Genomic DNA, 23,506 nt, shown 5'->3' with positions numbered 1-23,506 from the left:
ACGCCGCCCGCGCGTTCGCCCTCGTCACCGCCGCCGGCGCAGCGCGCGGCCTCGACGCCGCCCGGGCGTTCGCCCTCGTCACCGCCGCCCGCGCAGCGCTCGGCTTCGACGCCGCCCGGGCGTTCTCCCTCGGCGCCGCCGCCGCGCGCGCAGGCCGGTTCGAACCCCGCGCTCAAGGCCGGGGTGACGACCACCACGAAGTCCACGCCGCCGAAAGCGCGCGTCCGCTCCGCCGAAGAGCTCATGAAGGAGCTCGAAGGCGCCTCGACGGATCTGCACTTCCTGGGCGACGCCCTCGAAGGCGCCGACTTCGTGGTCTCGATCCTCAAGGAGCAGCTCCCGAGCGAGCTCATCCTCGTGTGGTTCCACGACGTGGAGAAGCGCGAGCTCGTCCTCGTGCGCCAGTACGGCGGCAAGCACGATCGGCTCCTCGCCCGCATGCCCGATCGAACGGGCCTGGCGCAGGCCGCGATCGCCAACAAGAAGGCGCTCGTCATCACCGACGCGCAGCGCGACCCGCGCGCCGTCGACGCGCGCTGGAAGGCCTTCGGCATCGATCCGAAGAGCATCGCCTGCGCCCCCGCGCTCGGCGGCGGCAAGGCGCTCGGTCTCATCGAGATCGTCAACCCTACGGGCGGCGGTCGTTACGCCGCGGCCGAGGGCAACGCGCTCACCTACGTCGGCAAGGAGCTCGCGGAGTTCCTCGCCATCCAGGGCGTCGTGCTCGATCCCGAGAAGATCCGGGCCACGGCGAACAAGGCGGCGGCGCGCTAGTCGCGCGGCGCCCGGGAGACCGTCCATGCAGCGTCGTGGGCTGCGCGAACGGCTGCTCTACTTCGCGATCGTCCCCGCGATCGTCTTCGCCGTCCTCGTGCTCGGCGGCATCGCGCTGCGCACCACGCTCCAGATCGAAAAAGCCCGCCAGCAGACGGTCTTCGACGCGACGCTCACCCTCGCCGACGAGCGCGTCGATCGGCTCGACAAGCTCATCATCGCGCAGGACAACGTCGTCGCCGCGCACGTCGACATCGCGAACCTGACGACGATCGCGCGCCGGTGGCTGCCCACGGCGTCGCGCGAGACGCCCACGGTGCGCGCGATCCTCGTGCTCGATCTGAGCCACGACGCGCGCGACGTGCTCGCCTTCGCCTCGCGCGCGCCGGGCCGCGAGGACGACGCGTTCCGGCGGCTGCTGCTCGGCAAGCTCTTCTCCAGCCTGAACTTCGAGGGCAACACGGAGGAGCTGCGCCATCTGCACCAGATCATCGATCAGCAGAGCATCCTGATCAGCTACTGGCAGCGCTCCTACGCGGGTCGGCGTTACCTCGTCGTCGCCTGGCACGACGTCCCGCGCCTCGTGCACGACGTCTTCCCGCGGCTCTACCGCGACATCGATCGCGGCAACAGCCGCATGAACATCACCGACGAGGAGGGCCGCATCGTGTTCGGCCCGCCGATCAAGGCCGGCGAGTTCACCGTCGGCCGTCCGTTCCCGACCACGCTCTACAACTGGCGCCTCCAGATCGCGCTCACCAGCGCCGACGACCTCGGCGACAAGGTCGAGCGGCAGCGCCTGGTCGAGCTCGGCATGGTCGGCTTCGCCGCCATCGTCGTGCTCGTCGGCGTCATGATCGTGATCTTCGCCTCGATCAAGGAGCGCAGGCTCGCCGCGCTGAAGAGCGACTTCGTGGCGAACGTCTCGCACGAGCTCAAGACCCCGCTCGCGCTCGTCCGCATGTTCGGCGAGATCCTGCTCGCCGATCGCGTGGCCAGCGAGGACAAGCGCCGGCAGTACCTCCAGATCATCGTGAGCGAGAGCGAGCGGCTCACCGCGCTCATCGAGAACGTCCTCGATTTCGCCAAGGTCGAGCGCGGCAAGGCCGCGTACGAGTTCGCGCCCGGCAGGCTCGAAGACGTCGTCGTCCGCGCCGTCGACGTCTATCGCTACCGCGCCGAGCGCGACGGCATCGTCGTGCACCTCGCGAGCGCCGAGGGGATGCCCGAGGCGATGATCGACGCCCGCGCGATGGAGCTCGCGATCATCAACCTGCTCGACAACGCCTTCAAGTACGCGAAGGACGGCGGCCGCGTCGACGTCGACGTCGCTTCGGACGACGGCTCCGTCGTCGTGCGCGTGAGTGATCGTGGCCCCGGCATCGATCCCGAGGAGCAAGAGCGCATCTTCGAGCGCTTCGTGCGCGGGCGGGGGGCGGGCGAGCAGCGCATCCGCGGCAGCGGCATCGGGCTCGCGCTCGTCAAGCACATCGCCGAGAGCCACGGCGGCAGCATCGAGGTGAAGAGCCCGATCACGGAGGACGGCAAGGGCAGCGTGTTCGTCCTGCGGATCCCGGCCTTGCGTGGCGAACCTCGCGGCGGCTCGAAGCGCCTGTCGCCTGCGCCTTCCGAGCCCGACGTCGAGCCCGAGATCGCCTGATCAGAGCTCGGGCTGCTCGCCCTGCGCGCCTTGCGACACGGCCACGTGGGCGCGGCGGCGGATGCGATCGACGACCTGCGTGGCCCAGCGGGAAAGATCCTCGCGGCCGGGGCAATCGGGGATCGACAGGATCGCCGCGTCGACGAGCTGTTCGAAGAGGTGCGTCGAGGCGCCGAGGCCGAGGTCGCTCGCCGCGTTCGGGCGCCCGAGCGCAGCGTCGCGGCCCACGGGCTTGCCGGCGCTCGCCGCGTCGCTGAGCACGTCGAGCATGTCGTCGGCGATCTGGTAGGCCTCGCCGATCCGCTGGCCGAACCCGCGCCATGCCTCGGCCTCCTCTGCATCGGCGCCGGCCGCGAGCGCGCCGCCCACCGCGGCGGCTTCGAATAGCGCGCCCGTCTTGGCCCTTCGGTAGAGCGTCGCGGGGATGTTCGACTCGCTCTCCCAGCCCTGACCCGCGATGATCCCGTAGGGCATCCCGACGCCGCGGCTGACCGTGGTCACGAGCTTGCCCAGGCGGAGCGGCGACGCGGCGGACGCGTGGGCCAGGGTCTCGAAGGCGAGGGTGATGAGCTGGTCGCCGGCGAGCACCGCGAGCGCCTCGCCGAAGGCACGGTGTGTCGAAGGTTGGCCGCGCCGGGTCAGGGCGGCGTCGAAGCAGGGCAGGTCGTCGTGGACGAGCGACGCGCAATGCAGAAGCTCGATGGCCGCGGCCACGCCGTCGGCGAGGCCTGGGACGTCCTCCCCGCAGGCGATCGCGACGCGGAGGCAGAGCTGCGGGCGGATGCGAGCGCCTGCCGGGAAGACCGAGTGGTAGACGGCGGCCGCGAGGCGGGGCGGTGCGCCCGGGGCACACATGGGATCGAGGGCAGCGCGCAGAGCGCACTCGACGCGACTGGATACGTCCATGCGAGGGGTATCGTCCATGGATGTTGAACCCTTGTCAAGGGTTTGCTGCGACATAATGAACAAACTCTAGACAGATGTCCAAGGTTGTTGTAGGAACGGGCTCATGGCGAATGGGACCAGCCGTGCGGTGGTGATCGGCGCCGGCGTTGGCGGCCTCGTGTCGGCGCTGGAACTTGCTCGCCAGGGGATCGAGGTCGTGGTCCTCGAACGTGCGCCCAGGGTCGGCGGCAAGATGCGGCAGGTCGAGGTGGCCGGCCGGGCGATCGACGCCGGGCCCACGGTCATGACCATGCGCTGGGTCCTCGAGGAGATCTTCTCCGCGGCGGGGACCTCGCTCGACGCCGAGCTCACGCTTCGGCGGGCCGAAATCCTGGCGCGACACGCCTGGGCAGAAGGTCCCACACTTGATTTGTACGCCGATCTCGACCGTTCCGTCGAGGTTATATCGACGTTCGCCGGCCGCGCCGAGGGCGAGGGATACCGTAGGTTCTGCGCATACACCCAGCGCATTTACGAGACCGTCCAGAAGCCATTTCTGTGCTCGGAGCGCCCGAGCCTCACGTCGGCGATGGTCGCGGTCGGCTCGCTCGGCATCCAGGGAATGCTCGACATCGACGGCCACCGCACCCTCTGGAAGGCCCTCGGCGAGTTTTTTCAAGACGCACGTTTGCGCCAGCTCTTCGGCCGGTACGCGACGTATTGCGGCTCCTCGCCGTTCCTCGCGCCGGCCACGCTCAACGTGATCGCCCAGGTCGAGCGCGACGGCGTCTACCTCGTCGAGGGCGGCATGTACCGCGTTGCCGAGGCGCTCGCGCGGGTCGCCGAGCGCCTCGGCGTCACGATTCGCACAGGCGAGCACGTCACCGAGCTCGTCGTCGCCGGGAGCCGCGTCGCCGGCGTGCGCCTCGCCTCGGGCGAGCGTCTCGAGGCCGATCTCGTCGTCCACAATGGCGACCCCGCGGCGCTCTTCCAGGGAATGTTCGGCGCGCCCGGGAGACGCGCCATTCCGGCCCCCGCGGAGCGCTCGCTCTCGGCCGTCACCTGGGCCTTCGTCGCCGAGGCCCGGGGCGCGTATCCGCTCACGCGCCACAACGTATTCTTCTCGAAGGACTATCACGAGGAGTTCCGCGACCTCTTCGACCGCGGGACCCTGCCCCGGGAGCCCACGGTGTACGTCTGCGCCCAGGATCGCGACGACGGGGATCGCGCGCATCCGGGCCCCGAGCGTTTTCTTTGCCTCGTCAATGCCCCGGCCCGCGGGGATCAGCGCGCCCTTACCCCTTCGGAGATCAAGCAATGCGAAACAAGAGCTTTCTCGCTCCTCGAGCGGGCGGGTCTCGTCTTTCCGCCGTTTGCCGCGCCGCCCGTCGTGACGACACCGAGCGAGTTCGATCGCATGTTCCCGGGGACGGGGGGGGCCCTGTACGGCCCGGTGTCGCACGGGTGGAGGTCCCCGTTCGCCCGGGCGGCGTCGCGCACGAAGATCCCGGGGCTCTACCTGGCGGGGGGAGCCGCCCATCCGGGGGCGGGCGTGCCGATGGCGGCCTTGAGCGGGCGCCTCTGCGCGAGAGCCGTGTTCGAGGACCTCGCTTCGACGAGCCGATCGCGCGAAACGGTTATGCGTGGTGGTATCTAGACGCGCTCAGCGACGACGGCCGTCGCGGCGTCACGATCATCGGCCTGCTCGGCAGCGTGTTTTCGCCATTTTACGCGGCCGCACGCAAGCGCGGCCCGGCGGACCCGCTCGCCCATTGCTCGATGAACGTCGCGCTGTATGGCCCTGAGCGCGACGCGTGGTCGTTCACCGAGCATGGCGGGACCGACGTGCGTCGTTATCGCACGGCGCTCGTCATCGGCCCGAGCTCGATGGAATGGCAGGACGACACCTTCCTCGTGCGCTTCGAAGAAAAGACCGCGCCGCTGCCCGGACGTGTCTCCGGCACCGTGCGGATCCATCCGTTCGCGGTCGCCGATGCATCGTTCGTCCTCGACACGAACGGCCGCCATCGCTGGGCCCCCATCGCGCCGATCGCCCGGGCCGAGGTCGACATCCGCCACCCCGAATGCACGCGCTGGACGGGCCTCGCGTATGTCGACTCCAACTTCGGCGACGAGCCGCTCGAAGACGGCTTCTCCGGGTGGAACTGGAGCCGCGCCACCACGCGCCGCCGCACGGTCGTGACATACGACTCGGTTCGTCGGGATGGAACCCGTGATCTCATCCAGCACAGCTTCGGCGCCGACGGGCGCTCGGAGCCGCTCGAGCCGCTCGCCAGCGCGCGCGTGCCGCGCACGCTCTGGGGCATGGAGCGCCTCGTCCGGGTCGAGCCGGGCACGTCCCCGCGACTCGTGCGCACGCTCGAAGACACGCCCTTTTATGCGCGCTCGCAGCTCTCGGGCCGTTACCTCGGCGAACACGCGCACGGCGTGCACGAAGCGCTCTCGCTCGATCGGTTCCGGACCCGGGTGGTGCAGTTCATGCTGCCGTATCGGATGCGACGCGTCTCGTTATGACGTATGGCGACGGACGTCCCGAGCCTCCTCGGATTCCTGCTCTTCGGCTGGTCCTTCGCCGTCGCCTCGACGTCGCTCGAGGCCGTCCGGCGCACGACGTTCGCCCCGCGCGCCGCCCTGCGTGAAGGCGCCGAGGCGGCCGTCGGGAAGGAAAAACCCACCGTCCTCGTCGTGCGCCCGTGCGCGGGCAGCGAGCCCTCGCTCGAACATACGCTCGCCTCGCTTGCCCGCGCGAAGCGCTCCTTCGACGTCCGTTGTCGCTTCGCGATCGAGGAGGCGGGAGACCTCGCCTTGCCCGCGGCGCAGAGGGCCGCCGAGGCGCTCACGCGCGCCGGCATCGAGGCCGAGATCGTCTTCACCGGCGACGGCGGACCGAACCGCAAGGCCGCGCAACTCGCGGCCGCGGCCGAGGGCGCCGACGTCCTCATCGTCACGGACAGCGACGTCGATCTCGCCGGCGTCGACCTCGATGCCCTCGTCGCGCCGCTCGCCTCTGCCTCGCCAGCGTGGGTCGCGTGGGCGCCGCCGGCCGAGCATGCGCCTCCGCGGACGCTCGGCGATCACGCCTCCGCGGCCGTCCTCGGCGCCTCGCTCCACGCCTTCCCGGTGCTCGCGCGGCTCGATCCGCGTGGCCTCGTCGGCAAGCTCTTCGCCATCCGCGCGAGCGCGCTCGCCGCGATCGGCGGCTTTGGCTCGCTCGTCGACTACCTCGGCGAGGACATGGAGATCGCGCGGCGCGTCCGCGAAAAAGGTGGCTCGGTCGTGGCGGTGCCGATCGTCGCGCGTTCGCTCGCCCAGGGTCGATCGTGGGAGGACGTCATCGCCCGCTTCTCCCGGTGGCTCACGGTGATCCGCGCGCAGCGCCCGCTCCTCCTGTGGAGCTACCCGGCGCTCTTCTTCGCCACCTGGCCCATCGTCCTGCTCGCGGCTGCGTTCGCCTTCGTCGTACCGCAGGTCGCCTTGGGCGCGGCGCTCCTCGCGCTCCTCGCGCGCCTCGCCATCGCGCTCGTCGCGGCGCGGGCCGCGGGCCGCCCGGTCGGCCTCTTCTCCGCGCTGCGGGATGCCGTCCTCGCCGACGTCGTGCTCGCCCTCGCCTTTGCGCGCGCCCTGCGATCTCGCACCGTCACCTGGCGCGATCGTGTCCTCGTCGTCGATCGCACCGGCCTTTTGCAAAAGCCCTCCGCCGTGAAGCCATGAGCTCGGGCCTCGCGTGGATCGCCGTCGCGCTCGTCGCCGCCGCGGCCATGGAGCTCTGGGCGATGCTTCTCCAGAAAATCGAACCTACGTCCTCGTAATACCGTCGCCGCCTTGGCGGTGCGCACCACGGCCCCCGCGTGTCGTCGGGATTTTGGCGAATTTCGCACGAAAAAGCGCATTCGGGGCGGCGTTCTACCCCTCTGGTTTCGTGATATCGATGGAGCCGGCGGGGAGGTCCGGTCGTCACAGCTTCAATCGTTTGAGGTCCTATGAACCAGCCTGCCCAGCACGCTCGCCGTGAGGATACCGTCGGTCGTGACGTCGACCCGAGCACCCTGAGCGACGACACGATCCGGCGCACCGTGATCCTCCTGCAGCAGACGCAGGCGCTCGCCAAGGTCGGCGGCTGGGAGCTCGATTGCCGCTCGAACCAGCTCTTCTGGACCGAGGAGACGTACCGCATCCACGAGACGCCGTCGGGCTTCGCGCCGGAGCTCGACACGGCGATCAACTTCTACGCGCCCGAGTGGGTCCCGGCGATCTCGAAGGCGGTCGAGCGGTGCACGGGGGCGGGTGAGCCGTTCGACCTCGAGCTCGAGCTCGTCACCTACACCAAGCGAAGGCTCTGGGTCCGCGCGGCCGGCCACGCACAGGTGGAGGACGGCCATGTCGTGCGGATCTTCGGCGCCTTCCAGGACATCGACGATCAGAAGAAGCGCGAGCTCGAGCTCCAGGAGAAGCTCGCGATCATCGAGCAGCAGCGCTCGACGATCCACTCCATGTCCGCGCCGATCATCCAGGTCTGGGACGGCGTGCTCGCGCTCCCCGTCGTGGGTCAGCTCGACGAGGCGCGCGCCGCGGACATCACCGAGCGGCTCCTCGAGAGCGTCGTTTCGCTCGCCGCGTCGCAGGTCATCCTCGACCTCACCGGCGTCGAGACCGTCGACGAAGCGACCGCCGATCACCTCCTGCGCATCATCCGCGCCACGACGCTCCTTGGTGCTCAAAGCATCATCACGGGCGTCCGCCCCGCCGTGGCGCAGACCCTCGTCGCGCTCGGGGCCGACCTCACGAAGACGACGGTGCGGAGCAACCTGCGCGAGGCGATCAAGGCGGCGATGAGGTCGCCTTCGTACGAGCGTCCCCGGCGCTGAGCGGCGACGCGGCCTTCGGCGCCCGCATCACCCACGGCCGCGTCATCGCGGCGAGCATGGCTTCGAGCACGCCGCCCACGCGCGCCGGAGCCGCGCGAAACACCACCACGAAGCTCTCCGCATCCTCGCCGCGCACCGCACGTTCGATACGCGAGAGCTCCGCCTCCACGGCCTCCTCCTGCGCCGCGCGGCCCTTCGTCGTGTCCCGCTCCGCCTTCACGGGCTCGCCGAACGAGAGCCACAACGTCGGCCGTTCCGTGCCGCCGAACTCGTACCGGAGCCCCACCGGCACCGTGCGCGCCTTGCGCGAGACCCGCGCGATCTCCGCCGAACCCGGGCGAAACCCGAGCGGCCTCTCCGTGATCGGCCGCTCCTGCCCCTGCGGATACACCCAGACGAGCTTGCCCGGCGCGTCGAGCAGCCGCGCCGCGTGGCGCATCCCGAGCGCGCCGTCCGTGGGTTTGTCGAGGTCCACCCCGAACGCGCCGACGAGCGCGAAGAACGGCAAACGCCTGAGGTTCTTCGCGTCCATCATCGCGTAGCCGTCCGTGCCGAGCAGGTGCGTCGAGACGTGCATCGCGACGAGCGGATCCCACCACGACGTGTGGTTCGAGACGACGAGCAGCGGTGCCTCCCTCGCGAGCGCCCGCGCCCGATCGAGCCCCTGCGCGCGCACCTCGCCGAACGTCGCCTGGATCCGCGAGCGCGCATGGCCCGAGAACCAGGCGTTGAACCAGGACACCTTGCGTGCAGGGATCATTGCGAGATCACAGCTCGCGCGCAGGCATCGACGAGGAACCGCACCTCCGGCAGCGGAGGCGGGTCGACCTTCGCGTCCGCCGTGACGAACGGGAGCGGCGGCCTCGGTGTGGGCGCGACGAGCGCGCGCGAGAGCAGCCACAACTTGCGCCGGAGCGGCACGTAGGCGCGGCTCGTCACGGAGTCGAATCCCGTGCGCGCGACCACGCGCCCGATGTCCGAGTAGATCAGGCGCGCCGCGCGGATCGAGGCCCGACAGTCCCGCGGCAGCATCGCGATCCCGAGGTCCGCGCGGGCGTAAAGCGCCGCCGCGTGCTGCAGAAGCCGCTCCACCACGCCGCCGAGCGCCGTGGTGAACACCGGCCGCGCGAGCCATTTCGATACGTCGATTCCGGCCTCGTCGAGCCACGCGAGCGGCAGGTACACCCGCCCGTTTCGCGCGTCCTCGCCCACGTCGCGGGCGATGTTCGTGAGCTGCATGGCGACGCCGAGATCACACGCGCGCGCGATCGCCCTCGGATCGCGCACGCCCATGAGCACGCTCATGATCACGCCGACCGTCGCGGCCACGCGCGCGCAGTACGCGTGCAGATCCGACAGCGCCTCGTACCGCCGCCCCTCGGCGTCCCAGGCGAACCCCTCGATGAGGCCCTCCATCACCTCGCGCGGCAGACCGTAGGCGCGCGCCACGTCCGAGAACGCCCGATCGACCGGCGAGTCGTGCGGCTTTCCCTCGTACGCCGCGGCGAGCCGCGCCGTCAGCGCCTCCACCGCGCCCGGCTCGCTCGCTTGATCCACCACGTCGTCGGCCACCCGGCAGAACGCGTAGACCGGCAGCATGGGCATGCGCACCCGTTTCGGCAGCAAGAGCGACGCCGCGAAAAAGCTCTTCGAGCCCTTCCGCAAGAGCTCCTGGCACGCGGCGATGTCGCCGGCCGACGCCGCGCGCTCGGCCGACGAGGGGAGGAGCGGCGCGCCGTGGGTCATCGCATGTTCAATGGAGCGAGGCTGCATCGGGCACCACCCTGTCGAGCACCCGCGCCGAAGAGAGCACGCCTGGTAGACCCGCGCCTGGATGGGTCCCCGCGCCCACGATGTAGAGCCGCTCCACGTCCTCGCTCTCGTTGTGCGGGCGGAAGAACGCGCTCTGCGTCAGCACCGGCTCCATCCCGAACGCCGCGCCGCGGAACGAGAGCAGCCGGTCCTGGAACTCCTGCGGGTGCGTCACGCGCGACGCCACGATCTCCTTGTCGAGCCCGGGCATCAGCGTGGAAGCGAGGTAGCGCTCGACCCGCTTCCGGTAAGGCTCCGCCTCTCTCTCCCAGTTCGTCCCGCTCGCGAGGTTCGGCACGGGCGAGAGCACGTAAAACGTGTCGCAGCCCGTGGGCGCGAGCGACGGATCCGTCCCCGTTGGCCGATGCAGATAAAGGCTGAAATCATCCGCGAGCACGTGCCTCTGGAAGATGTCGTCGAGCAGCCCCTCGTAACGCGGGCCGAGGCAGATCGTGTGATGTGCGACGTTCTCGTACATTCGTTTGGTCCCAAAGTACCAGACGAACAGCCCCATCGAGTATCGTTGCTTCTCCAAACGTTCGTTCGTCCAGCGCTTGCGGACGTGCTCGTCGACGAGATGGCGATAGGTCCAGGCCGAATCCGCGTTCGACACCACCACGTCCGCCTCGATCGTCTCGCCGCTCTGGAGAAGCACGCCGCGGGCTTTCCGTCCGGCGAGCAGGATTCGTTTCACCTCCGCGTTGCACCGCACCTCGCCGCCCTGGCCCTCGATCAGGCGCACGAGCCCTTTCACGAGCGCGCCCGTGCCGCCCATCGGGAAGTGCACGCCCCACTTGCGCTCGAGAAAGGCGATCAGCGTGTAGATCGAGGTCGTCGAGAACGGGTTTCCCCCGACGAGCAGCGGGTGGAAGCTCATCACCTGCCGCAGCCGGTCGTTCTGCACGTGCTTGGCGACGAGGTTGTAGACCGAGCGATAACTCTCGAGCTTCATCATCGCGGGGACGATCTTCGCCATGTCCCACCACGAGCCGAACGGCACGTGGGCGAGCTCCTCGAAGCCCACCTTGAAGATCTCCTCGCTCGTGCGGATGAACCGCTCGTACCCCTCCACGTCCCCCGGCGCGAGGCGCTCGACCTCCTTGCGCATCGCAGCCGCGTCCCCCGTGTAGTCGAACACGACGCCGTCATGAAACCGTATACGGTAGAAGGGCGTGACCGGTCGCATGTCGATGTCGTCGCTCATGCGCCGGCCCGCGAGCGTCCACAGCTCCTCGAGCAGGAACGGCGCCGTGATGACCGTCGGCCCCGCGTCGAAGGTAAAACCGTTGATCCGGTGGACATAGGCTCGACCGCCCGGGGCATCGAGCTTCTCCAGCACCGTCACCCGGTAGCCACGCGCGCCCAGCCGGACCGCCGCGGCCAGACCACCAAAACCGCTGCCGATGACGACCGCGTGAGGCTTGGGGGTTGAACCTTGCATGCGGACAATATAAGGTCTGTATCAAGTTTGACAAAGGTTTCTCTTGGTCGGTCCTGACGATCGGTCGGGGCGACCGTGGAGAGCGATCCGTTGAGCCTCTACCGAATCCGCACCGTCTCGGAACTGACAGGCGTGAGCTCTGCGACGCTGCGCGCCTGGGAGCGTCGTTACGGCGTCCCCGCGCCGTCGCGTACGCCCTCCGCCTACCGGCTCTACAGCGAGGAGGACGTCGCGCTCATCGTCAAGATGCGCGACCTCGTGAAGGCGGGCATGGCGCCGGCCGAATCCGCGCGCCTCCTGCTCAGCGAGCCCGCGATCGTCGCCGCGCCCACCGTGCCTCCGTCCGGCGCCGTGCCCCTCGACACCGATCCCTTCACCGCCGCGAGTGATCGGATCGTCGAGGCCACGCGCCGCTTCGACCTCGACGTGCTCGAGGAAGAGGTCTCGAAGACCCTCACCCTCGGCCCCGCCGTGGCGATCTTCGAACGAACGATCGGCCCTGCGCTGCGCGAGATCGGTGACCTCTGGCACGCGGGCACGATCACCGTCGCGCAGGAGCACCTCGCCTCCAACGTGCTCGGCGGCACCCTCATCCACCTCTTGCGCCTCGCGCAACCCGCGGACGCCACGCGCCGCGTCGCCCTCGCTTGTTTCGCCGACGAGGATCATGTCCTCGGCCTCTACGGCGTCGGCTTGCGCTTCGCTTCGTGGGGCTTTCGCACGCTCATGCTCGGCGCGCGCACGCCGCCGCCGGCCATCGCGCGCGTCGTCGACTCGCTCGCGCCCGACATCGTCGGCCTCAGCGTCACCATGGCCCCGCCTCCGCCGCGCGCGCGGGAGCTCGTCGACGCGTACGCCGACGCTTGCCGCGGCGCCGCGTGGGTCGTCGGCGGCGACGGCTCGGAGGCCATGCGCGCGTGGATCGAGGACCGCGGCGGCATCTGCGTCGGCCGCGACCTCGCGGCGGCACGGCAGACGATCGAGCGCGTCGTGGCCGCGCAGAAGCGGAAGCGTTCGCCGCGGGCGAGCAAGGAATGATCGCGCGGTGACGTTCAGCCTTCGACCTGGGCGCCGAGCAGCTCGATGAGCTTCTTCCGATCGGCAGCGCCGAGCGCGCCCGAGCCGGCGAAGAGCACGCGCCCGTCTTTGCCGACGAGGATCACGTTGCTCACGCCCTTGCGAATGCCGTAGGCCTTCCCGAACGAGCCGTCCCAGTCGCAATAAATCGTGGTCTTCTGCTTTTTCGACTCCTCGCGAATCGCGTCCTTCACGAAGCCTTTCGCGGGCCACCAGTCGTAGCCGCTCACGTCGGCGACCGCGGCGAGCGCGATTTTCTGCTTGTACTTCTCGCCCTGGGCGAGCTTCGATAGGTCGTCCTTGAGCGGCTGGTTCTGCGCCGCGGAGTCCTTGTCTTCGTATACGATGAGGATCGGCTTGCCCTTGAGAGAGCTCATCTGCAGCGCGCGACCGTCGGCGTCCTCTACCCGGGCATTGGGGGCTTCGGCGCCTTCCTTGGGCAGGGCAAGGGAGACGCCGGGCACGAGCGCGGCCGTGAGGGCGGCCGCCGTCATGAACTTCGAAGCTTTTCCCCTCGAACGCATCGCCGATTCCTCCGCGTAGCACGCGTCACGTCAAGGCTGTATACGCTTTGTACAAGGTTCGACGTAGAAGTCAACCTTTGTTTCGTGTTCATACGGTCGGGCCCTCGGGGACGGGCGAGAGGGCGGGGAACCGGCGGTTGGGGGCGGCTTCTCGGACCTGGTCTTGACAGCGGCCGACCCATGTAGAGATTGCACTGCGTCCGAACCCGAGTGGCGGCAGCGAATCGAGAACGATTCTCCGCCCTTGGGATGGGTGCACGAGACGGGCCCGGGAGGGTGTCCGCGGTATGGGCATGGTTCGCCCTGCCGGCGGCGCTCGGGGTCCGTGGGGGCGGAGCCACGCCCTGTGAGGGCATACGGAGGCGAACCATGTTGATGCGATTCGGCGACGTGAACAGGACCTTTGCTGCAATGGACGAGCTTCGCCGGAGGATGGACCGGCTCTTCGACGAGTACGATTCGCGCGGGGCCGCCTGGCCGCGATCCGCTTTCTTCTTCGAGCCCTTCGAGGCCGGCCATACCTCGCGCACGGTCGCGACGTGGCCGCGGCTCTCCGTGTACGACAAGGGCGACGCGCTGGTCATCGCGGCCGACGTTCCCGGAATGAAAGAATCGGACATCAAGCTGGAGATCGATCAGGACGTGCTCACGCTCTCCGGCGAGCGGAAGGCGGATGTCCCGGAGGGGTATGCGATCCACAAGAAGGAGCGCGTCCCCGTGAAGTTCTCGCGCAGCGTCGCCTTGCCTTGCAAGGTCTCTGCGGAGAAGGCGAGCGCGGTGCTGAAGGACGGCGTCCTCACGCTCACGCTCACGAAGTCGCCCGAGGCGCAGCCCCGGCAGATCGCCGTGAAAACGGCCTCGTGAAATCGATTCTGGAACGAAATGGAAAAGGAGAGAGCAGCCATGAACGCGCAGATCAGCCGTGACGAGCGGGAGAGCCAGGCCGAGACGCTGGAGACGCGGCGTGGCGTCGCGCCCGCGGTCGATATCTTCGAGAACAAGACCGAGCTCCTGATCGTCGCCGACCTGCCCGGCGTCGGCCCCGGCGACATCGCGGTGCGCCTCGACAAGAACGAGCTCACGATTGCGGGCAAGCGAGCGAGCGCGCCGGACGGCAACGCCCTCGCCGTCGAGGGCCGGACCGGGGATTTTTCGCGCACCTTCCTGGTCCCGCAGGGCATCGTGGCCGACGGGATCACGGCCGAGGTGGCCCAGGGCGTCCTCAAGGTCCGCCTGCCCAAGGTATCCGTGCAGAAGCCCAGGCAAATCACGGTCAAGGCGAGCTGATTCGCGAGATCGGCTTCCGCTCCGCCCGGCGGTGGGCGTATTCTCGACCGTATGCGCCGCCGCCGCCTTTCCCGTCTCGCCCTCCTCGTCCTCGCTCAGGCCCTCGCGAGCTGCGGCCCGGGACCCACGATCGTCACGGGCCCGCAGTCCGCGGAGTTCGGCGGCGCTTCCGACGGGAATGGGCGCGCCTCCGGGGACCTCGCGATCGTCCCCGTGCGCTGGGAGGAGCAGCCGGCACAATCGCTCGAGGTCGCCGGGGGCGAGCGCGGCGGCGCGCCCGTCTCGCTCACCTCGCCCGACGGCGTCGGCCTCGTCATCAGCTCGCTCGAAGTCGCGGCGGCCGTCGAGGATCCGCTCGCGTTCACCGAGCTGCATTTCACCTTCAAGAACCCGGAGGATCGCACCATCGAAGGCCGCTTCGAGCTGGTCCTGCCGCCCGGGGCCACGATCAGCCGGTTCGCCATGAAAAACGCGGACGGCTGGAAGGAAGGCGAGGTCGTCGAGCTCAAAGCGGCGCGCGTCGCCTACGAAGATTTCCTCCACCGCAGGGCCGACCCGGCGCTGCTCGAAAAGCAGGCCGGCAACCGCTTCCAGGCCCGGGTGTTTCCCATTCCGGCCTCGGGCGAGAAGGAGATCATCGTCTCCTATTCGCAATCGCTCGCCTCGCGCGCCGATCCGTACCGCGCCTATCTCCGGGGCCTGCCGCGCATGGGCAAATTCGACATGCGCGTCATCGAGCGTCGCCGTGGGGACAAGGGCGAGCCCGTTCGCCGCATTCATTCCTTCAAGCAGGCCGACTTCGCCCCGGACCGTGATTTCGTGCTCCCGCTCGCGGCCGGCGCGAAGGCCGTCGGCCTGCGCCACGAGGAGCTCGCGGTCGCGCGGGTCACGCCCATTGCCGAGAATCGCCCCGAGCCGGTCCGGGATCTCCTCGTCCTGCTCGACACGAGCGCCTCGCGCGCGCTCGACCTCGCCACGCAGGCCGAGCGCCTCGCCGCGCTCCTCGCGGCCCTGCCGGATGCGCCGGGCAGCGACATGCCCATTGCCGTCGCCTGCTTCGATCAAGGGCTCGAACCCGTGTACATGGGCCCCAAGAAGGGGTTCGGCCGCAAGGAGATCGAGGCCATTCTGCAGCGAAAAGCGCTCGGCGCCTCCGACCTCGGGCTCGCGCTGGAGAGCGCGGCGGGGTACGCGAAGAAGCAGGGCGGCCGCTTCAGCCGCGCCTTGCTCCTCACGGACGGCATTCCCACGGCCGGGCCCACGACGCCCGGCGAGATCACGTCCGAGCTCCAGCAATTGCGAGACGCCGGCATTCGCAGGCTCGACGCCATCGTGGCCGGCGGCATCCGCGACGAGGCGCTCCTCCGCAGGCTCACGACGGGCACGTTCCCGCAGGACGGCGTGGTCCTCGACGCGGCGGAGGGCCCGCGCGCGCTCGCCGATCGCCTCGGCCGCGCCACCGTCTCGGGCCTCGAGGTGCGGGTGCCCGGGGCGAAATGGGTGTACCCGGAAAAACTCGACGCGATTCAGCCCGGCGACGAGGCGCTCGTGTATGCGGAGATCCCGCCGAGCGCGCCGTTCGAGGTCGAGGTGAAGGGCCCTTCCGGCACGGCGCGGACGAAGGTCGAAACGGAGCTCGCCGAGCGCCCGCTGCTCGAACGCGCGGCGACGCGGGCGAAAATCGAGCGCCTCTCCCTCGAAATGGAGGCGGCGCCGGACGAGGCCCGGCGCGCGGCGATCGGGCGCGAGATCGTCTCGCTCTCGACGCGCTTCCGGGTCCTCTCCGACCTCACGGCGCTGCTCGTCCTGGAGACCGAGAACGATTACGCTCGTTTTGGCATCGACCGGACCGCGCTCGCGGACATCCTCGTGGTCGGCCGCTCGGGCGTCGAGCTGCAAAGCCGCAAAGGCGGCCCCGTGACCGTGGCCACGTCCCCGGACGAACCCGCGAAGGTGGCCGAGCAAAAGAACCAGACCGAGGGGTCGGAAAAAAAGGAGGATACCGGCGCGCCGTCCGCCGAGCCCTCCGCGGCGCCGGCGGGCGAAGCGGCCCCGCCGTCTCCTCCTCCGCAATCGGAGACCCTTTCGCGGGACGAGCTCGCGCGGGAGGCGAAACCCGAACCCGTCGAGGCCGAGCCGGCCCCGTCCCCGCGCCCCGCGAGCCCGCCCCGCGCGGCCGCGAAGCCCGCCCCGGCGGCGCCCGCGGGCGCGTCCCGCCCCCGCAGCGTCGAGGCCGATTCGATTCTGAATCCCTTCGACGGGCCGAGCCCCCGGCGCCCGCCGTCCTGGCGCCCGCCGCCTCCGCCCCCACCCCCGCCGTCGCGCGAATTCGAGAACGACGAGGACGACGAGGCGAGTGACTCCGGCGTCCTGCCCTACGAGGGCAAATTCGCCGAGGTCATGAGCCTGATCCAGTCGAAGAAACACGCCGAAGCGCTGGCCCTCGCCGCTGCGTGGCGCGAGGCCGAGCCGGGCGACGCGCTCGCGCTCGTCGCGCTCGGCGAATCGTTCGAGGGGCTCGGCAACCTCCCTCAGGCCGCGCGTGCCTATGGCTCGATCATCGACCTCTTCCCGTCCCGCGCGGACCTCCGCCGCTTCGCCGGCGCGCGGCTCGAACGAATTGGCCCTCGCGCCGACGGCGTCCCCTTCCTCGTCGTCGACACCTACGAAAAGGCCGTCGCGTCGCGCCCCGATCATCCCTCGGGGCACCGGCTCCTCGCGTATGCGCTCGCCCGCGCCGGAAAATTCGCCGAGGCGTTCGAGGTCATCACCGCCGCCTTCGCGCGTCGTTATCCGAGCGGCCGCTTCGCCGGCGTTCGCCGCGTCCTCGCCGACGACGTCGGCATCCTCGCCGCCGCGCTCATACGCGCCAAACCCGAGCGCCGCGCCGAGGTCCAGAAAACCTTGAGCGCGCTCGGCGTCCCCCTCGCCACGCGCCCCTCGCTCCGGTTCGTCCTCACGTGGGAGACGGACGCGAACGACGTCGATTTCCACATTCGCGACGGCCGCCGCGGCCATGCTTATTACAGCCACCGAAAGCTCCGCTCCGGCGGCGAGCTCTTCGCCGACGTCACCACCGGATATGGCCCCGAATGCTTCGCCATCGACGGCCGCGCCGCGGCCTATCCGTATCGCCTGCAGGCCCATTACTACTCGAAGGGCCCGATGGGCTACGGCATGGGCAAGCTCCAGATCGTCGAGCACGACGGAAATGGCGAGATCCGGCTCGAAGAGCGGCCTTTCGTGGTCATGACCGACCGCGCGTTCGTGGATCTCGGGGTGGTCACCGGCAAGCTGCCGGCGCCGCGCTGAATTCCCGGATCAGAGGAGCGCGCGAATCTGCTCGTCGAGGGATCCCGCGCCGACCACGAACGCGCGCCGGAGCCGCTCGGCCGGCTTCACGTCCGGTGCTCTCCCGCACGCGGCTTGCGCCTCGCGCAGAAGCCGTTTTTCGGCGCTCGTGAAGCGGCCGTCGATGATCGCCGCCGCGTGCAGGACCTGCAGCGCCATTCGTTGCTCCGCGGGCGGCAGGCGCGAAAGCACGTCGAGGAACACGCGCGAATCGTCGATCCCCTCCGGAAGCGGATCGTCCACGCGCCGCAGGACCTCGACGAGCACCGCATGCAGATTCGGGTGCAGATCCTCCGTGCGCACGATCGAGCTCGCCACGGCGCGCACGAGCGCGAGTCGCCCCTCGGCCGAGGGCGCGATTCCCTGATCGAAGATCGCGCCCACGAGCTCGCGCGCGGCCGACGGGCCCATCACGCGAATCTTCGCCTCGCGCAGCACGATCCAGCAAACGATCCCGTTCCACGCGGCCGTACCCGGCACCGCGACGAACGGCAGCCACGTACGCACGAGCGCGCGGCCCGCGATGCGACGGACGAGCACCTTCACCGCGAAATTGGTGACGCTCACCTTCACCTTGTAGAGCAGCGACGCGATCGCCAGCTTGACCTTCGACGCCTCGCGCCGCGGATCGACCCCGAACACGCGCTCCGTCGGGTTCGGCAATTCGAGCGCCGCGCGCGCGAGCGCCGTGGCCACGGCCGCGCCGTCGCCGCTCGCCTCGGTCGCGAAGGGATCGAGCCCCGCGGCGCGGGAGAGCTGGTGCACGGCGCGCAGCGAATCCCAATAAAGGAACAGGATCTCCGCCACGGACGCGACGATCGTCACCCCGCCGACGAGCGCCCAGTATCGCGCGGCCGCATCGAAGCTCGCGTGCTCGGCGCCGAAGAGCCGCTCCGCGAGCACCTCCGCGCCCGCCGCGAGCGCCGCGCTCAGCGCGCCTGCGAGGCACGCGCGGATCACGGCGCCGCGCACCACGACCGAGAGATGCCGGCGCTCCTCGGCGTTCAGCACGCTCACGGCGTCGGCGGCGGCGACGCGGGGCAAGGCCGCCGACAGCCGGCGGAAATAAAGCACCCCGAGCCGCTCGAGCAGCGGCGCTTTCGTCTCCGCTTTCGCCGCCAGATCCGTCCCGCTCGCGCTGACCATGCGACCTCCGACGATACACGAATGGCCCTTGACGTGCGGCGGATCTTTGCGTTTGCTCGGTTTGCGGGGCGGGCCCCGTGGTCATCGGACCTCGAAAGGAGAGAGCGCGTGGGCGTCGTCACGTTCGACAAGACCGGGGAGAAGGTGAATCTCGGCGCGATCAGCGAATCGCCGAGCGGCGGGGTGACGCGCGAGGAGGCGGCGCGCGAGCTCGAGGAGCTCGGCGAAGAGCTCTTCGAGCTGCAGGATCTTCTCTGGGGCGCGCGCACGCATTCGGTGCTCGTCGTCTTGCAGGGGCGCGATACCGCGGGCAAGGACGGCGCGATCAAGCACGTCGTGGGCCTGCTCAATCCGCGCGGCGTGCACGTCACCTCGTTCGGCGTGCCCACGGAGGAGGAGCGCGAGCACGATTTCCTCTGGCGCATCCACCGCCACACGCCGCGCAAGGGCGAGTTCTCGATCTTCAACCGCTCCCATTACGAGGACGTGCTCGTCGTGCGCGTCCACGACCTCGTCCCTCGCGAGATCTGGGGCGAGCGATTCGGCCACATCCGCGATTTCGAGGAGCTGCTCTCGGAGCACGGCACGATCGTGCTGAAATTCTTCCTGCACATCAGCAAGGACGAGCAGAAAAAGCGCCTCCTCGAGCGCGAAGAGGACCCGCGCACCGCCTGGAAGCTGAATCCCGGCGACTGGAAGGAGCGCGAGAAGTGGAGCGAGTACACCGAGGCCTACGAGGACGCCATCTCGCGCACCGCGACGAAGCGCGCCCCGTGGACGATCGTGCCCGCGGACGCGAAATGGTACCGGAACCTGGTCATCGCCCGCGAGCTCGTGCAGACGCTCCGGCCCTATCGAAAGGTTTGGCAAAGCAAACTCGATGAGGTCGGGGAAGAGCGCAAAGCCGAGCTCGACGCCTACCGGACCGGCAGACGCTGACCCCGAGGCGCCTTGCCATGCGAACGATGATCCTGTGCTCGGCTTGCAAGCGGCACGTCTATTCGTCCGAGCTCTCGTGTCCGTTCTGTGGCCTCGCGCTCGACACCGCCGCGCGAGAATCGAAAGCGCCGGCCTTTTCCGCGGAGATGTCGCGCGCACAGCGATATGCGCTCGGCGCGGCCATGGCCATGACCCTCGCGGGCACGGCCTGCAAAACCGAGGACGCGTCCCCGGTCGAACCTGAATCCGCCGAGAATGCCTCTGCGAGCGCCGCGCCCCTCGCCCCGCCCGAACCGCCGCGGCCCACGCCGCAGCCCGAAGACCGGGCGCGCGAGGCCCCGCCGCCCCCGAGCCCTTTCCTCGTCGGGGCCCCGACGAACGACCCGCCCCCCTTGCCCGAATTGCCCCCGCGCGTGGACGTCGCGCCCGCGGATGCCGGCGCCCTGGACGCAGGCCGAACCGTCGTTCGCAAACCCCCGCCGCCTCCGCCGCCTCCTCCTCCCATCGACGACCCGACCGACGGCTGGCGACGCAATCGCCGCTGCATCAGCACACCCAATGGAGGAGTCAACTGTCCGCCTTACGGGTGCGTTTTTCCGGACGAAGCCTGCGACACCTTCCGGGTTTGACGTCGGCTCAAGCCCGCGGCTTTGCGAACAGATCCTTGATGAAATCGAGCACCGTGAGGTTCTTGTAATCGCGGAACTCACCCGCGTCGAAATACGCGCCGCCGCACGTCGAGCACGTCTCGTACCAGAGGTGCGGCTGCGCCGGGTCGACCATCCGCACCATGGGATTGCCGTCCCGCGGGCAACGCACGTACGGGATCGTGTTGTTCTTCCGCCCGGTCTTCGGATCGCCCGAATCGATGATCTCCGAGCCTCGCTTCGACTTCAGCCGCTCGTTTTCGCGGCTGTCGAACCAGAGGCCCTTGCAGGCCGTGCAGCGATCGACCTCGACGTCCTCGAATATCACGATCGCCATCGCCGCTTTGCATTTGGGACAATTCACGGTCGTCTTCCTCTCGGCTCGTACGTGCGAAATCCTCTTCGGCGCGCGCGCCGCGCTCCGATGAAACCCAGGGCGGCGAGGGCCGCCCCAAAAACGCTTGCCTCGCTGCCCGTGCCGCCGCGCGCGAGTCCACATGCGCAATCGCCCGGCGGCTCGGGCGCCGGGGCGCCTCCGGGCGGCACGCCCGCGTCCATCGGCCCTCCGCCTGCTCCACCCCCGCCCGCGCCGGTGCTGTCACACGACATCGCATTCAGCGTCGTCTGCATGATCGGCCAACGTGGCTCGCAGGTCGAGCGGGTCGTGCTGCCTGCGGGGCAGGGGATTGGACCGCACAGATCCGCGATGCGCGCGGCCGCGCCGAATGTCGAGCCCGCGGTCACGGACAAACCCACGGAAAAACCGTCGAGCGCCTGCTCGGTGCATGCATACACGCCCGCCTCCGCCCAGCGCAGGCACCGCGCGTGCAATCGTGAGACCTGCTCGAACGCCCACGCGGGAGCCGGCGAACGCCAGATGCCGTCCTTTTCACCGCCCACGACGAGCGCGCTTCCGTCGGGCGACAGGGAAAAACCCAGGAGCGACCCTTCCCCGACGAAGATCTCCTCCCACGTCTTCGCGCCGTCCGCCGAATGCAGCAACCTTCCCGGCGCGCCGTCGAGCCGCACGTACACACTGTTCGCGTCCGCTGGATCCACAGCGCCGATGAAAGGCCCGTGCGTGTCGTCGCTCCCGGGGACCGGCGTGACCTCGTGCGTTTTCCCGCCGTCCGCGGAGCGGAGCACGACGCCCATCGGTAGGGGCCCGCCGAGCACGCCGCTCACGTACACGATCGCCGGATCCGGCGTGAGATCGACCGTCAACCCGTGCAGGTTGTCCGGGAAAACTGCATCCACGTCCGTGAACGACGCCCCGCCGTCCTCGGTCCAGTAAAGCCTCGTCTCGAAGCCCGAACCCTTCGGCGAGGACGTCAGCACCACGGCGCGGGCCGGGTTTGTCTTGTCCACCGCGAGATCCGCGACCAGCTTTCCTTCGAGCGCGCCTGCCCGCGAAAAGCCGCAACCGTCCGGCGTCGAGACCGAGAGCCCGTCGGGCAAACCCACGAGCAGCGCGCCGCCCGCGGTGATGCCGATCGGCGGGTCCCAGATCCCCGCGAACGACATCGCCTCCTCGCACACCCACGACCAGCGCGCGCCCCCGTCCGTGCTCGCGACGAGCCCGTACGTCGCCCGCAGGACCACGTGCGCCGGATCCATCGGATCGACCTCCACGTGCCCGGCCGAAGGAAACCGACCATTTCCGAATGCCGCGCCCGAAGTCAACACGAGGACAGCGAGAGCCGCGAGGCCTCCGAGGCGCTTCATGGCAAGCAATGCCCCTGGAAGCAGGTGAGATCGGGCACGCAGTCGAGGTTCGTCACGCAATGGCCGTTCTCGGGGCATTTCTTGGCGCAGGGGCCGCCGCAATCCGGGTCCGTCTCGCCGCCGTTCTGGTAGCCGTCGGTGCACGTCGGCTTGCACGTGAGCTTCTCGGGATCACACACGCCGCCCTTGCAATCGGCGTCGACGAAGCACGGGTAGAACGGCGGGCACTTCACCTCGCACGAGCCGCCGCAATCGTAGCTCGCCTCGTCGCCGTTGTGCTCGCCGTCGAAGCAGGAAGGCGTGGAGCAGACGGCGCTGCCCGCCGGACCCTCGCAGATCTTGCTCGCGCAATCGAGCCCGTTCACGCAAGGCGCGCCCGGCGCACATCCGCTCGGGCAAACCGCGCCGCAATCGACCCCCGCCTCGTCTCCATTCTGCACGCCGTCCGCGCACGTGGGCCCCGCGCACGCCCCCGCCACGCACGAGGCGCTGTCGCAATCGATCCCGCCCTCGCAAGCCGAGCCCAGCCCGCATTTCTTGCAGTCCGGCCCGCCGCAATCGACGCCCGTCTCGGCCCCGTTCTTCGCGCCGTCCGAGCACGTGGGGATCGCCGCGCAGACGCCGGCCTCGCAGAACCCGGAGACACAGTCCGCGTCGATCTCGCACGTCACGCCGAGCGGGCACGCGGGGCAGGTGGGCCCGCCGCAATCTGCGCCCGTCTCCGCGCCGTTCTTCGCACCATCCGTGCACGTCGGCGCGCAGATGTTCGCTTCGCAGAGCCCGCCCGCGCAATCGTCGTCCACATCGCAACCCGCGCCCGGCCCGCAATCCGCGACGCACGAACCGCCGCAATCGACGTCCGTCTCGTCGCCGTTCTCGATCGCGTCGCTGCACGTCGCTGGAATGCACGTCCGATCCGGCCCGCATTTGCCGCTCGCGCAGTGCACGCCGGCCGTGCACGCCACGCACGTTCCTTTGCCGTCACACGCGGCCCCGCCGCCCTCGTCGCAGGGCGCGCCGATCGGCTGGTTGTCGAAGCCGCAGCGGCCGTCCTCGAAGCACCGCGGCGCGCCGCACGCGGAGACGAGCCCCGGACACTCCGCGTCGCTCGCGCACGACGGCGCGCCGCCCGCGCCGCCTTGCCCGCCCGCGCCGCCCGCGGACGCGGAGGACGACGACGACGCGGAGGACGACGACGACGCGGAGGACGAAGCCTGTTCTTCTTGGATCCGACGTTCGTCGACGTCGGCGAGGAGGACACACCCCGCGAGGGGCGCGAGCATCACGAGCGCGAGCTTGGGCGCCTCCCGGACGAACGAAGCGAGGCGCGCCGGGGGGATCATCGAGTCCCC

General features: G+C 69.8%; 21 protein-coding genes and 1 pseudogene. 12 read left to right on the top strand and 10 right to left on the bottom strand.

Translation table 11 applies throughout. From position 1 onward, the window contains the following. Positions 1–245, bottom strand: a pseudogene (locus tag QHF83_RS24465) (hypothetical protein); the annotation flags it as partial. Here QHF83_RS24465 and QHF83_RS24460 point away from each other — a divergent pair. Next, positions 244–774, top strand: a complete 531-nt coding sequence (locus tag QHF83_RS24460) for a GAF domain-containing protein (RefSeq protein WP_282420338.1) — start codon at positions 244–246, stop codon at positions 772–774. The pseudogene QHF83_RS24465 and the gene QHF83_RS24460 overlap by 2 nt on opposite strands. Before the next feature lie 25 nt (positions 775–799). After that, positions 800–2,434, top strand: a complete 1,635-nt coding sequence (locus QHF83_RS24455; protein WP_282420337.1) for a HAMP domain-containing sensor histidine kinase — start codon at positions 800–802, stop codon at positions 2,432–2,434. Here the strand turns inward: QHF83_RS24455 and QHF83_RS24450 are convergent, their stop codons facing one another. Further along, complete coding sequence (locus QHF83_RS24450; RefSeq protein ID WP_282420336.1) at positions 2,435–3,358, bottom strand: polyprenyl synthetase family protein; 924 nt, start codon at positions 3,356–3,358, stop codon at positions 2,435–2,437. 85 nt (positions 3,359–3,443) lie between these two features. Between QHF83_RS24450 and crtD the strand changes: the two genes are divergently transcribed. From crtD to QHF83_RS24430, 4 genes are all read left to right on the top strand, one after another. Next, on the top strand, positions 3,444–4,976 hold the full coding sequence (gene crtD, locus QHF83_RS24445) for a 1-hydroxycarotenoid 3,4-desaturase CrtD (RefSeq protein WP_282420335.1): 1,533 nt from the start codon (positions 3,444–3,446) through the stop codon (positions 4,974–4,976). Between the two features lie 56 nt (positions 4,977–5,032). Beyond that, positions 5,033–5,854 carry a carotenoid 1,2-hydratase gene (locus tag QHF83_RS24440; RefSeq protein ID WP_282420334.1) on the top strand — a complete coding sequence of 274 codons (822 nt, stop codon included), beginning with the start codon at positions 5,033–5,035 and terminating at the stop codon, positions 5,852–5,854. A gap of 3 nt (positions 5,855–5,857) precedes the next feature. Further along, positions 5,858–7,051: a glycosyltransferase gene (locus tag QHF83_RS24435; protein WP_282420333.1), complete on the top strand. Its 1,194-nt coding sequence runs from the start codon at positions 5,858–5,860 to the stop codon at positions 7,049–7,051. A gap of 269 nt (positions 7,052–7,320) precedes the next feature. Then, positions 7,321–8,205 (top strand): STAS domain-containing protein, encoded by an 885-nt coding sequence (locus tag QHF83_RS24430; protein WP_282420332.1) that lies wholly within the window; start codon positions 7,321–7,323, stop codon positions 8,203–8,205. Here the strand turns inward: QHF83_RS24430 and QHF83_RS24425 are convergent. From QHF83_RS24425 to QHF83_RS24415, 3 genes are read right to left on the bottom strand one after another with little or no spacing between them, the layout of a single operon-like run. Then, the gene (locus QHF83_RS24425) at positions 8,159–8,965 is read right to left on the bottom strand and encodes a lysophospholipid acyltransferase family protein (protein WP_282420331.1); all 807 of its coding nucleotides are present in this window, start codon (positions 8,963–8,965) and stop codon (positions 8,159–8,161) included. The genes QHF83_RS24430 and QHF83_RS24425 overlap by 47 nt on opposite strands. Further along, entirely contained in the window at positions 8,962–9,951 is a 990-nt protein-coding gene (locus QHF83_RS24420) for a phytoene/squalene synthase family protein (protein ID WP_282420330.1), read from the bottom strand. The genes QHF83_RS24425 and QHF83_RS24420 overlap by 4 nt, the downstream gene beginning before the upstream one ends. Positions 9,952–9,958: 7 nt before the next feature. Further along, positions 9,959–11,458: a phytoene desaturase gene (locus QHF83_RS24415; protein ID WP_282420329.1), complete on the bottom strand. Its 1,500-nt coding sequence runs from the start codon at positions 11,456–11,458 to the stop codon at positions 9,959–9,961. 75 nt (positions 11,459–11,533) lie between these two features. Here QHF83_RS24415 and QHF83_RS24410 point away from each other — a divergent pair, with 75 nt between their 5' ends. Continuing rightward, positions 11,534–12,496, top strand: coding sequence for a MerR family transcriptional regulator (locus QHF83_RS24410; protein WP_282420328.1), 963 nt, complete (start codon positions 11,534–11,536; stop codon positions 12,494–12,496). A gap of 14 nt (positions 12,497–12,510) precedes the next feature. Here the strand turns inward: QHF83_RS24410 and QHF83_RS24405 are convergent, their stop codons facing one another. Continuing rightward, positions 12,511–13,059, bottom strand: a complete 549-nt coding sequence (locus QHF83_RS24405; RefSeq protein ID WP_282420327.1) for a YtfJ family protein — start codon at positions 13,057–13,059, stop codon at positions 12,511–12,513. 369 nt (positions 13,060–13,428) lie between these two features. On the opposite strand from QHF83_RS24405, the gene QHF83_RS24400 reads away from it, so the two are divergent. Genes QHF83_RS24400 through QHF83_RS24390 form a run of 3 tightly spaced genes read left to right on the top strand, consistent with a single transcriptional unit; the run spans position 13,429 to position 17,658 of the window. Next, positions 13,429–13,923 (top strand): Hsp20/alpha crystallin family protein, encoded by a 495-nt coding sequence (locus QHF83_RS24400; protein WP_282420326.1) that lies wholly within the window; start codon positions 13,429–13,431, stop codon positions 13,921–13,923. A gap of 39 nt (positions 13,924–13,962) precedes the next feature. After that, positions 13,963–14,346, top strand: coding sequence for an Hsp20/alpha crystallin family protein (locus QHF83_RS24395; protein ID WP_282420325.1), 384 nt, complete (start codon positions 13,963–13,965; stop codon positions 14,344–14,346). Positions 14,347–14,397: 51 nt separating this feature from the next. Continuing rightward, a complete protein-coding gene (locus QHF83_RS24390) occupies positions 14,398–17,658 on the top strand; it encodes a VIT domain-containing protein (protein ID WP_282420324.1) in 3,261 nt (1,086 codons plus the stop codon). 9 nt (positions 17,659–17,667) lie between these two features. Here the strand turns inward: QHF83_RS24390 and QHF83_RS24385 are convergent, their stop codons facing one another. Continuing rightward, on the bottom strand, positions 17,668–18,843 hold the full coding sequence (locus tag QHF83_RS24385; RefSeq protein ID WP_282420323.1) for a hypothetical protein: 1,176 nt from the start codon (positions 18,841–18,843) through the stop codon (positions 17,668–17,670). Between the two features lie 108 nt (positions 18,844–18,951). Here QHF83_RS24385 and QHF83_RS24380 point away from each other — a divergent pair, with 108 nt between their 5' ends. Together QHF83_RS24380 and QHF83_RS24375 are read left to right on the top strand one after the other, a co-directional pair. Continuing rightward, positions 18,952–19,782: a PPK2 family polyphosphate kinase gene (locus QHF83_RS24380; RefSeq protein WP_282420322.1), complete on the top strand. Its 831-nt coding sequence runs from the start codon at positions 18,952–18,954 to the stop codon at positions 19,780–19,782. A gap of 17 nt (positions 19,783–19,799) precedes the next feature. Further along, the gene (locus QHF83_RS24375; RefSeq protein WP_282420321.1) at positions 19,800–20,411 is read left to right on the top strand and encodes a hypothetical protein; all 612 of its coding nucleotides are present in this window, start codon (positions 19,800–19,802) and stop codon (positions 20,409–20,411) included. 7 nt (positions 20,412–20,418) lie between these two features. On the opposite strand, the gene QHF83_RS24370 is transcribed toward QHF83_RS24375, so the two are convergent. From QHF83_RS24370 to QHF83_RS24360, 3 genes are read right to left on the bottom strand one after another with little or no spacing between them, the layout of a single operon-like run. Beyond that, positions 20,419–20,793, bottom strand: coding sequence for a zf-TFIIB domain-containing protein (locus QHF83_RS24370; protein WP_282420320.1), 375 nt, complete (start codon positions 20,791–20,793; stop codon positions 20,419–20,421). Beyond that, a complete protein-coding gene (locus QHF83_RS24365; RefSeq protein ID WP_282420319.1) occupies positions 20,790–22,154 on the bottom strand; it encodes a hypothetical protein in 1,365 nt (454 codons plus the stop codon). Before QHF83_RS24365 ends, QHF83_RS24370 begins: the two co-directional genes overlap by 4 nt. Continuing rightward, positions 22,151–23,497, bottom strand: a complete 1,347-nt coding sequence (locus tag QHF83_RS24360; protein ID WP_282420318.1) for a hypothetical protein — start codon at positions 23,495–23,497, stop codon at positions 22,151–22,153. Before QHF83_RS24360 ends, QHF83_RS24365 begins: the two co-directional genes overlap by 4 nt. Positions 23,498–23,506 lie beyond the last annotated feature (9 nt).

This window comes from Polyangium sp. 15x6 (assembly GCF_029960785.1).
Classification (GTDB): Bacteria; Myxococcota_A; Polyangia; order Polyangiales; family Polyangiaceae; genus Polyangium.
This window is presented reverse-complemented; position numbering and strand designations above follow the sequence as displayed.

Excerpts from the sequence above, each read along its gene's own strand:
- QHF83_RS24435 (WP_282420333.1), top strand. The coding sequence starts at position 5,858 with ATGGCGACGGACGTCCCGAGCCTCCTCGGATTCCTGCTCTTCGGCTGG.
- QHF83_RS24415 (WP_282420329.1), bottom strand. The coding sequence starts at position 11,458 with ATGCAAGGTTCAACCCCCAAGCCTCACGCGGTCGTCATCGGCAGCGGT.
- crtD (WP_282420335.1), top strand. The coding sequence starts at position 3,444 with ATGGCGAATGGGACCAGCCGTGCGGTGGTGATCGGCGCCGGCGTTGGC.
- QHF83_RS24455 (WP_282420337.1), top strand. The coding sequence starts at position 800 with ATGCAGCGTCGTGGGCTGCGCGAACGGCTGCTCTACTTCGCGATCGTC.
- QHF83_RS24385 (WP_282420323.1), bottom strand. The coding sequence starts at position 18,843 with ATGGTCAGCGCGAGCGGGACGGATCTGGCGGCGAAAGCGGAGACGAAA.
- QHF83_RS24430 (WP_282420332.1), top strand. The coding sequence starts at position 7,321 with ATGAACCAGCCTGCCCAGCACGCTCGCCGTGAGGATACCGTCGGTCGT.
- QHF83_RS24365 (WP_282420319.1), bottom strand. The coding sequence starts at position 22,154 with ATGAAGCGCCTCGGAGGCCTCGCGGCTCTCGCTGTCCTCGTGTTGACT.
- QHF83_RS24460 (WP_282420338.1), top strand. The coding sequence starts at position 244 with ATGAAGGAGCTCGAAGGCGCCTCGACGGATCTGCACTTCCTGGGCGAC.
- QHF83_RS24405 (WP_282420327.1), bottom strand. The coding sequence starts at position 13,059 with ATGCGTTCGAGGGGAAAAGCTTCGAAGTTCATGACGGCGGCCGCCCTC.
- QHF83_RS24360 (WP_282420318.1), bottom strand. The coding sequence starts at position 23,497 with ATGATCCCCCCGGCGCGCCTCGCTTCGTTCGTCCGGGAGGCGCCCAAG.
- QHF83_RS24390 (WP_282420324.1), top strand. The coding sequence starts at position 14,398 with ATGCGCCGCCGCCGCCTTTCCCGTCTCGCCCTCCTCGTCCTCGCTCAG.
- QHF83_RS24400 (WP_282420326.1), top strand. The coding sequence starts at position 13,429 with ATGTTGATGCGATTCGGCGACGTGAACAGGACCTTTGCTGCAATGGAC.
- QHF83_RS24395 (WP_282420325.1), top strand. The coding sequence starts at position 13,963 with ATGAACGCGCAGATCAGCCGTGACGAGCGGGAGAGCCAGGCCGAGACG.
- QHF83_RS24375 (WP_282420321.1), top strand. The coding sequence starts at position 19,800 with ATGCGAACGATGATCCTGTGCTCGGCTTGCAAGCGGCACGTCTATTCG.
- QHF83_RS24420 (WP_282420330.1), bottom strand. The coding sequence starts at position 9,951 with ATGACCCACGGCGCGCCGCTCCTCCCCTCGTCGGCCGAGCGCGCGGCG.
- QHF83_RS24425 (WP_282420331.1), bottom strand. The coding sequence starts at position 8,965 with ATGATCCCTGCACGCAAGGTGTCCTGGTTCAACGCCTGGTTCTCGGGC.
- QHF83_RS24450 (WP_282420336.1), bottom strand. The coding sequence starts at position 3,358 with ATGGACGATACCCCTCGCATGGACGTATCCAGTCGCGTCGAGTGCGCT.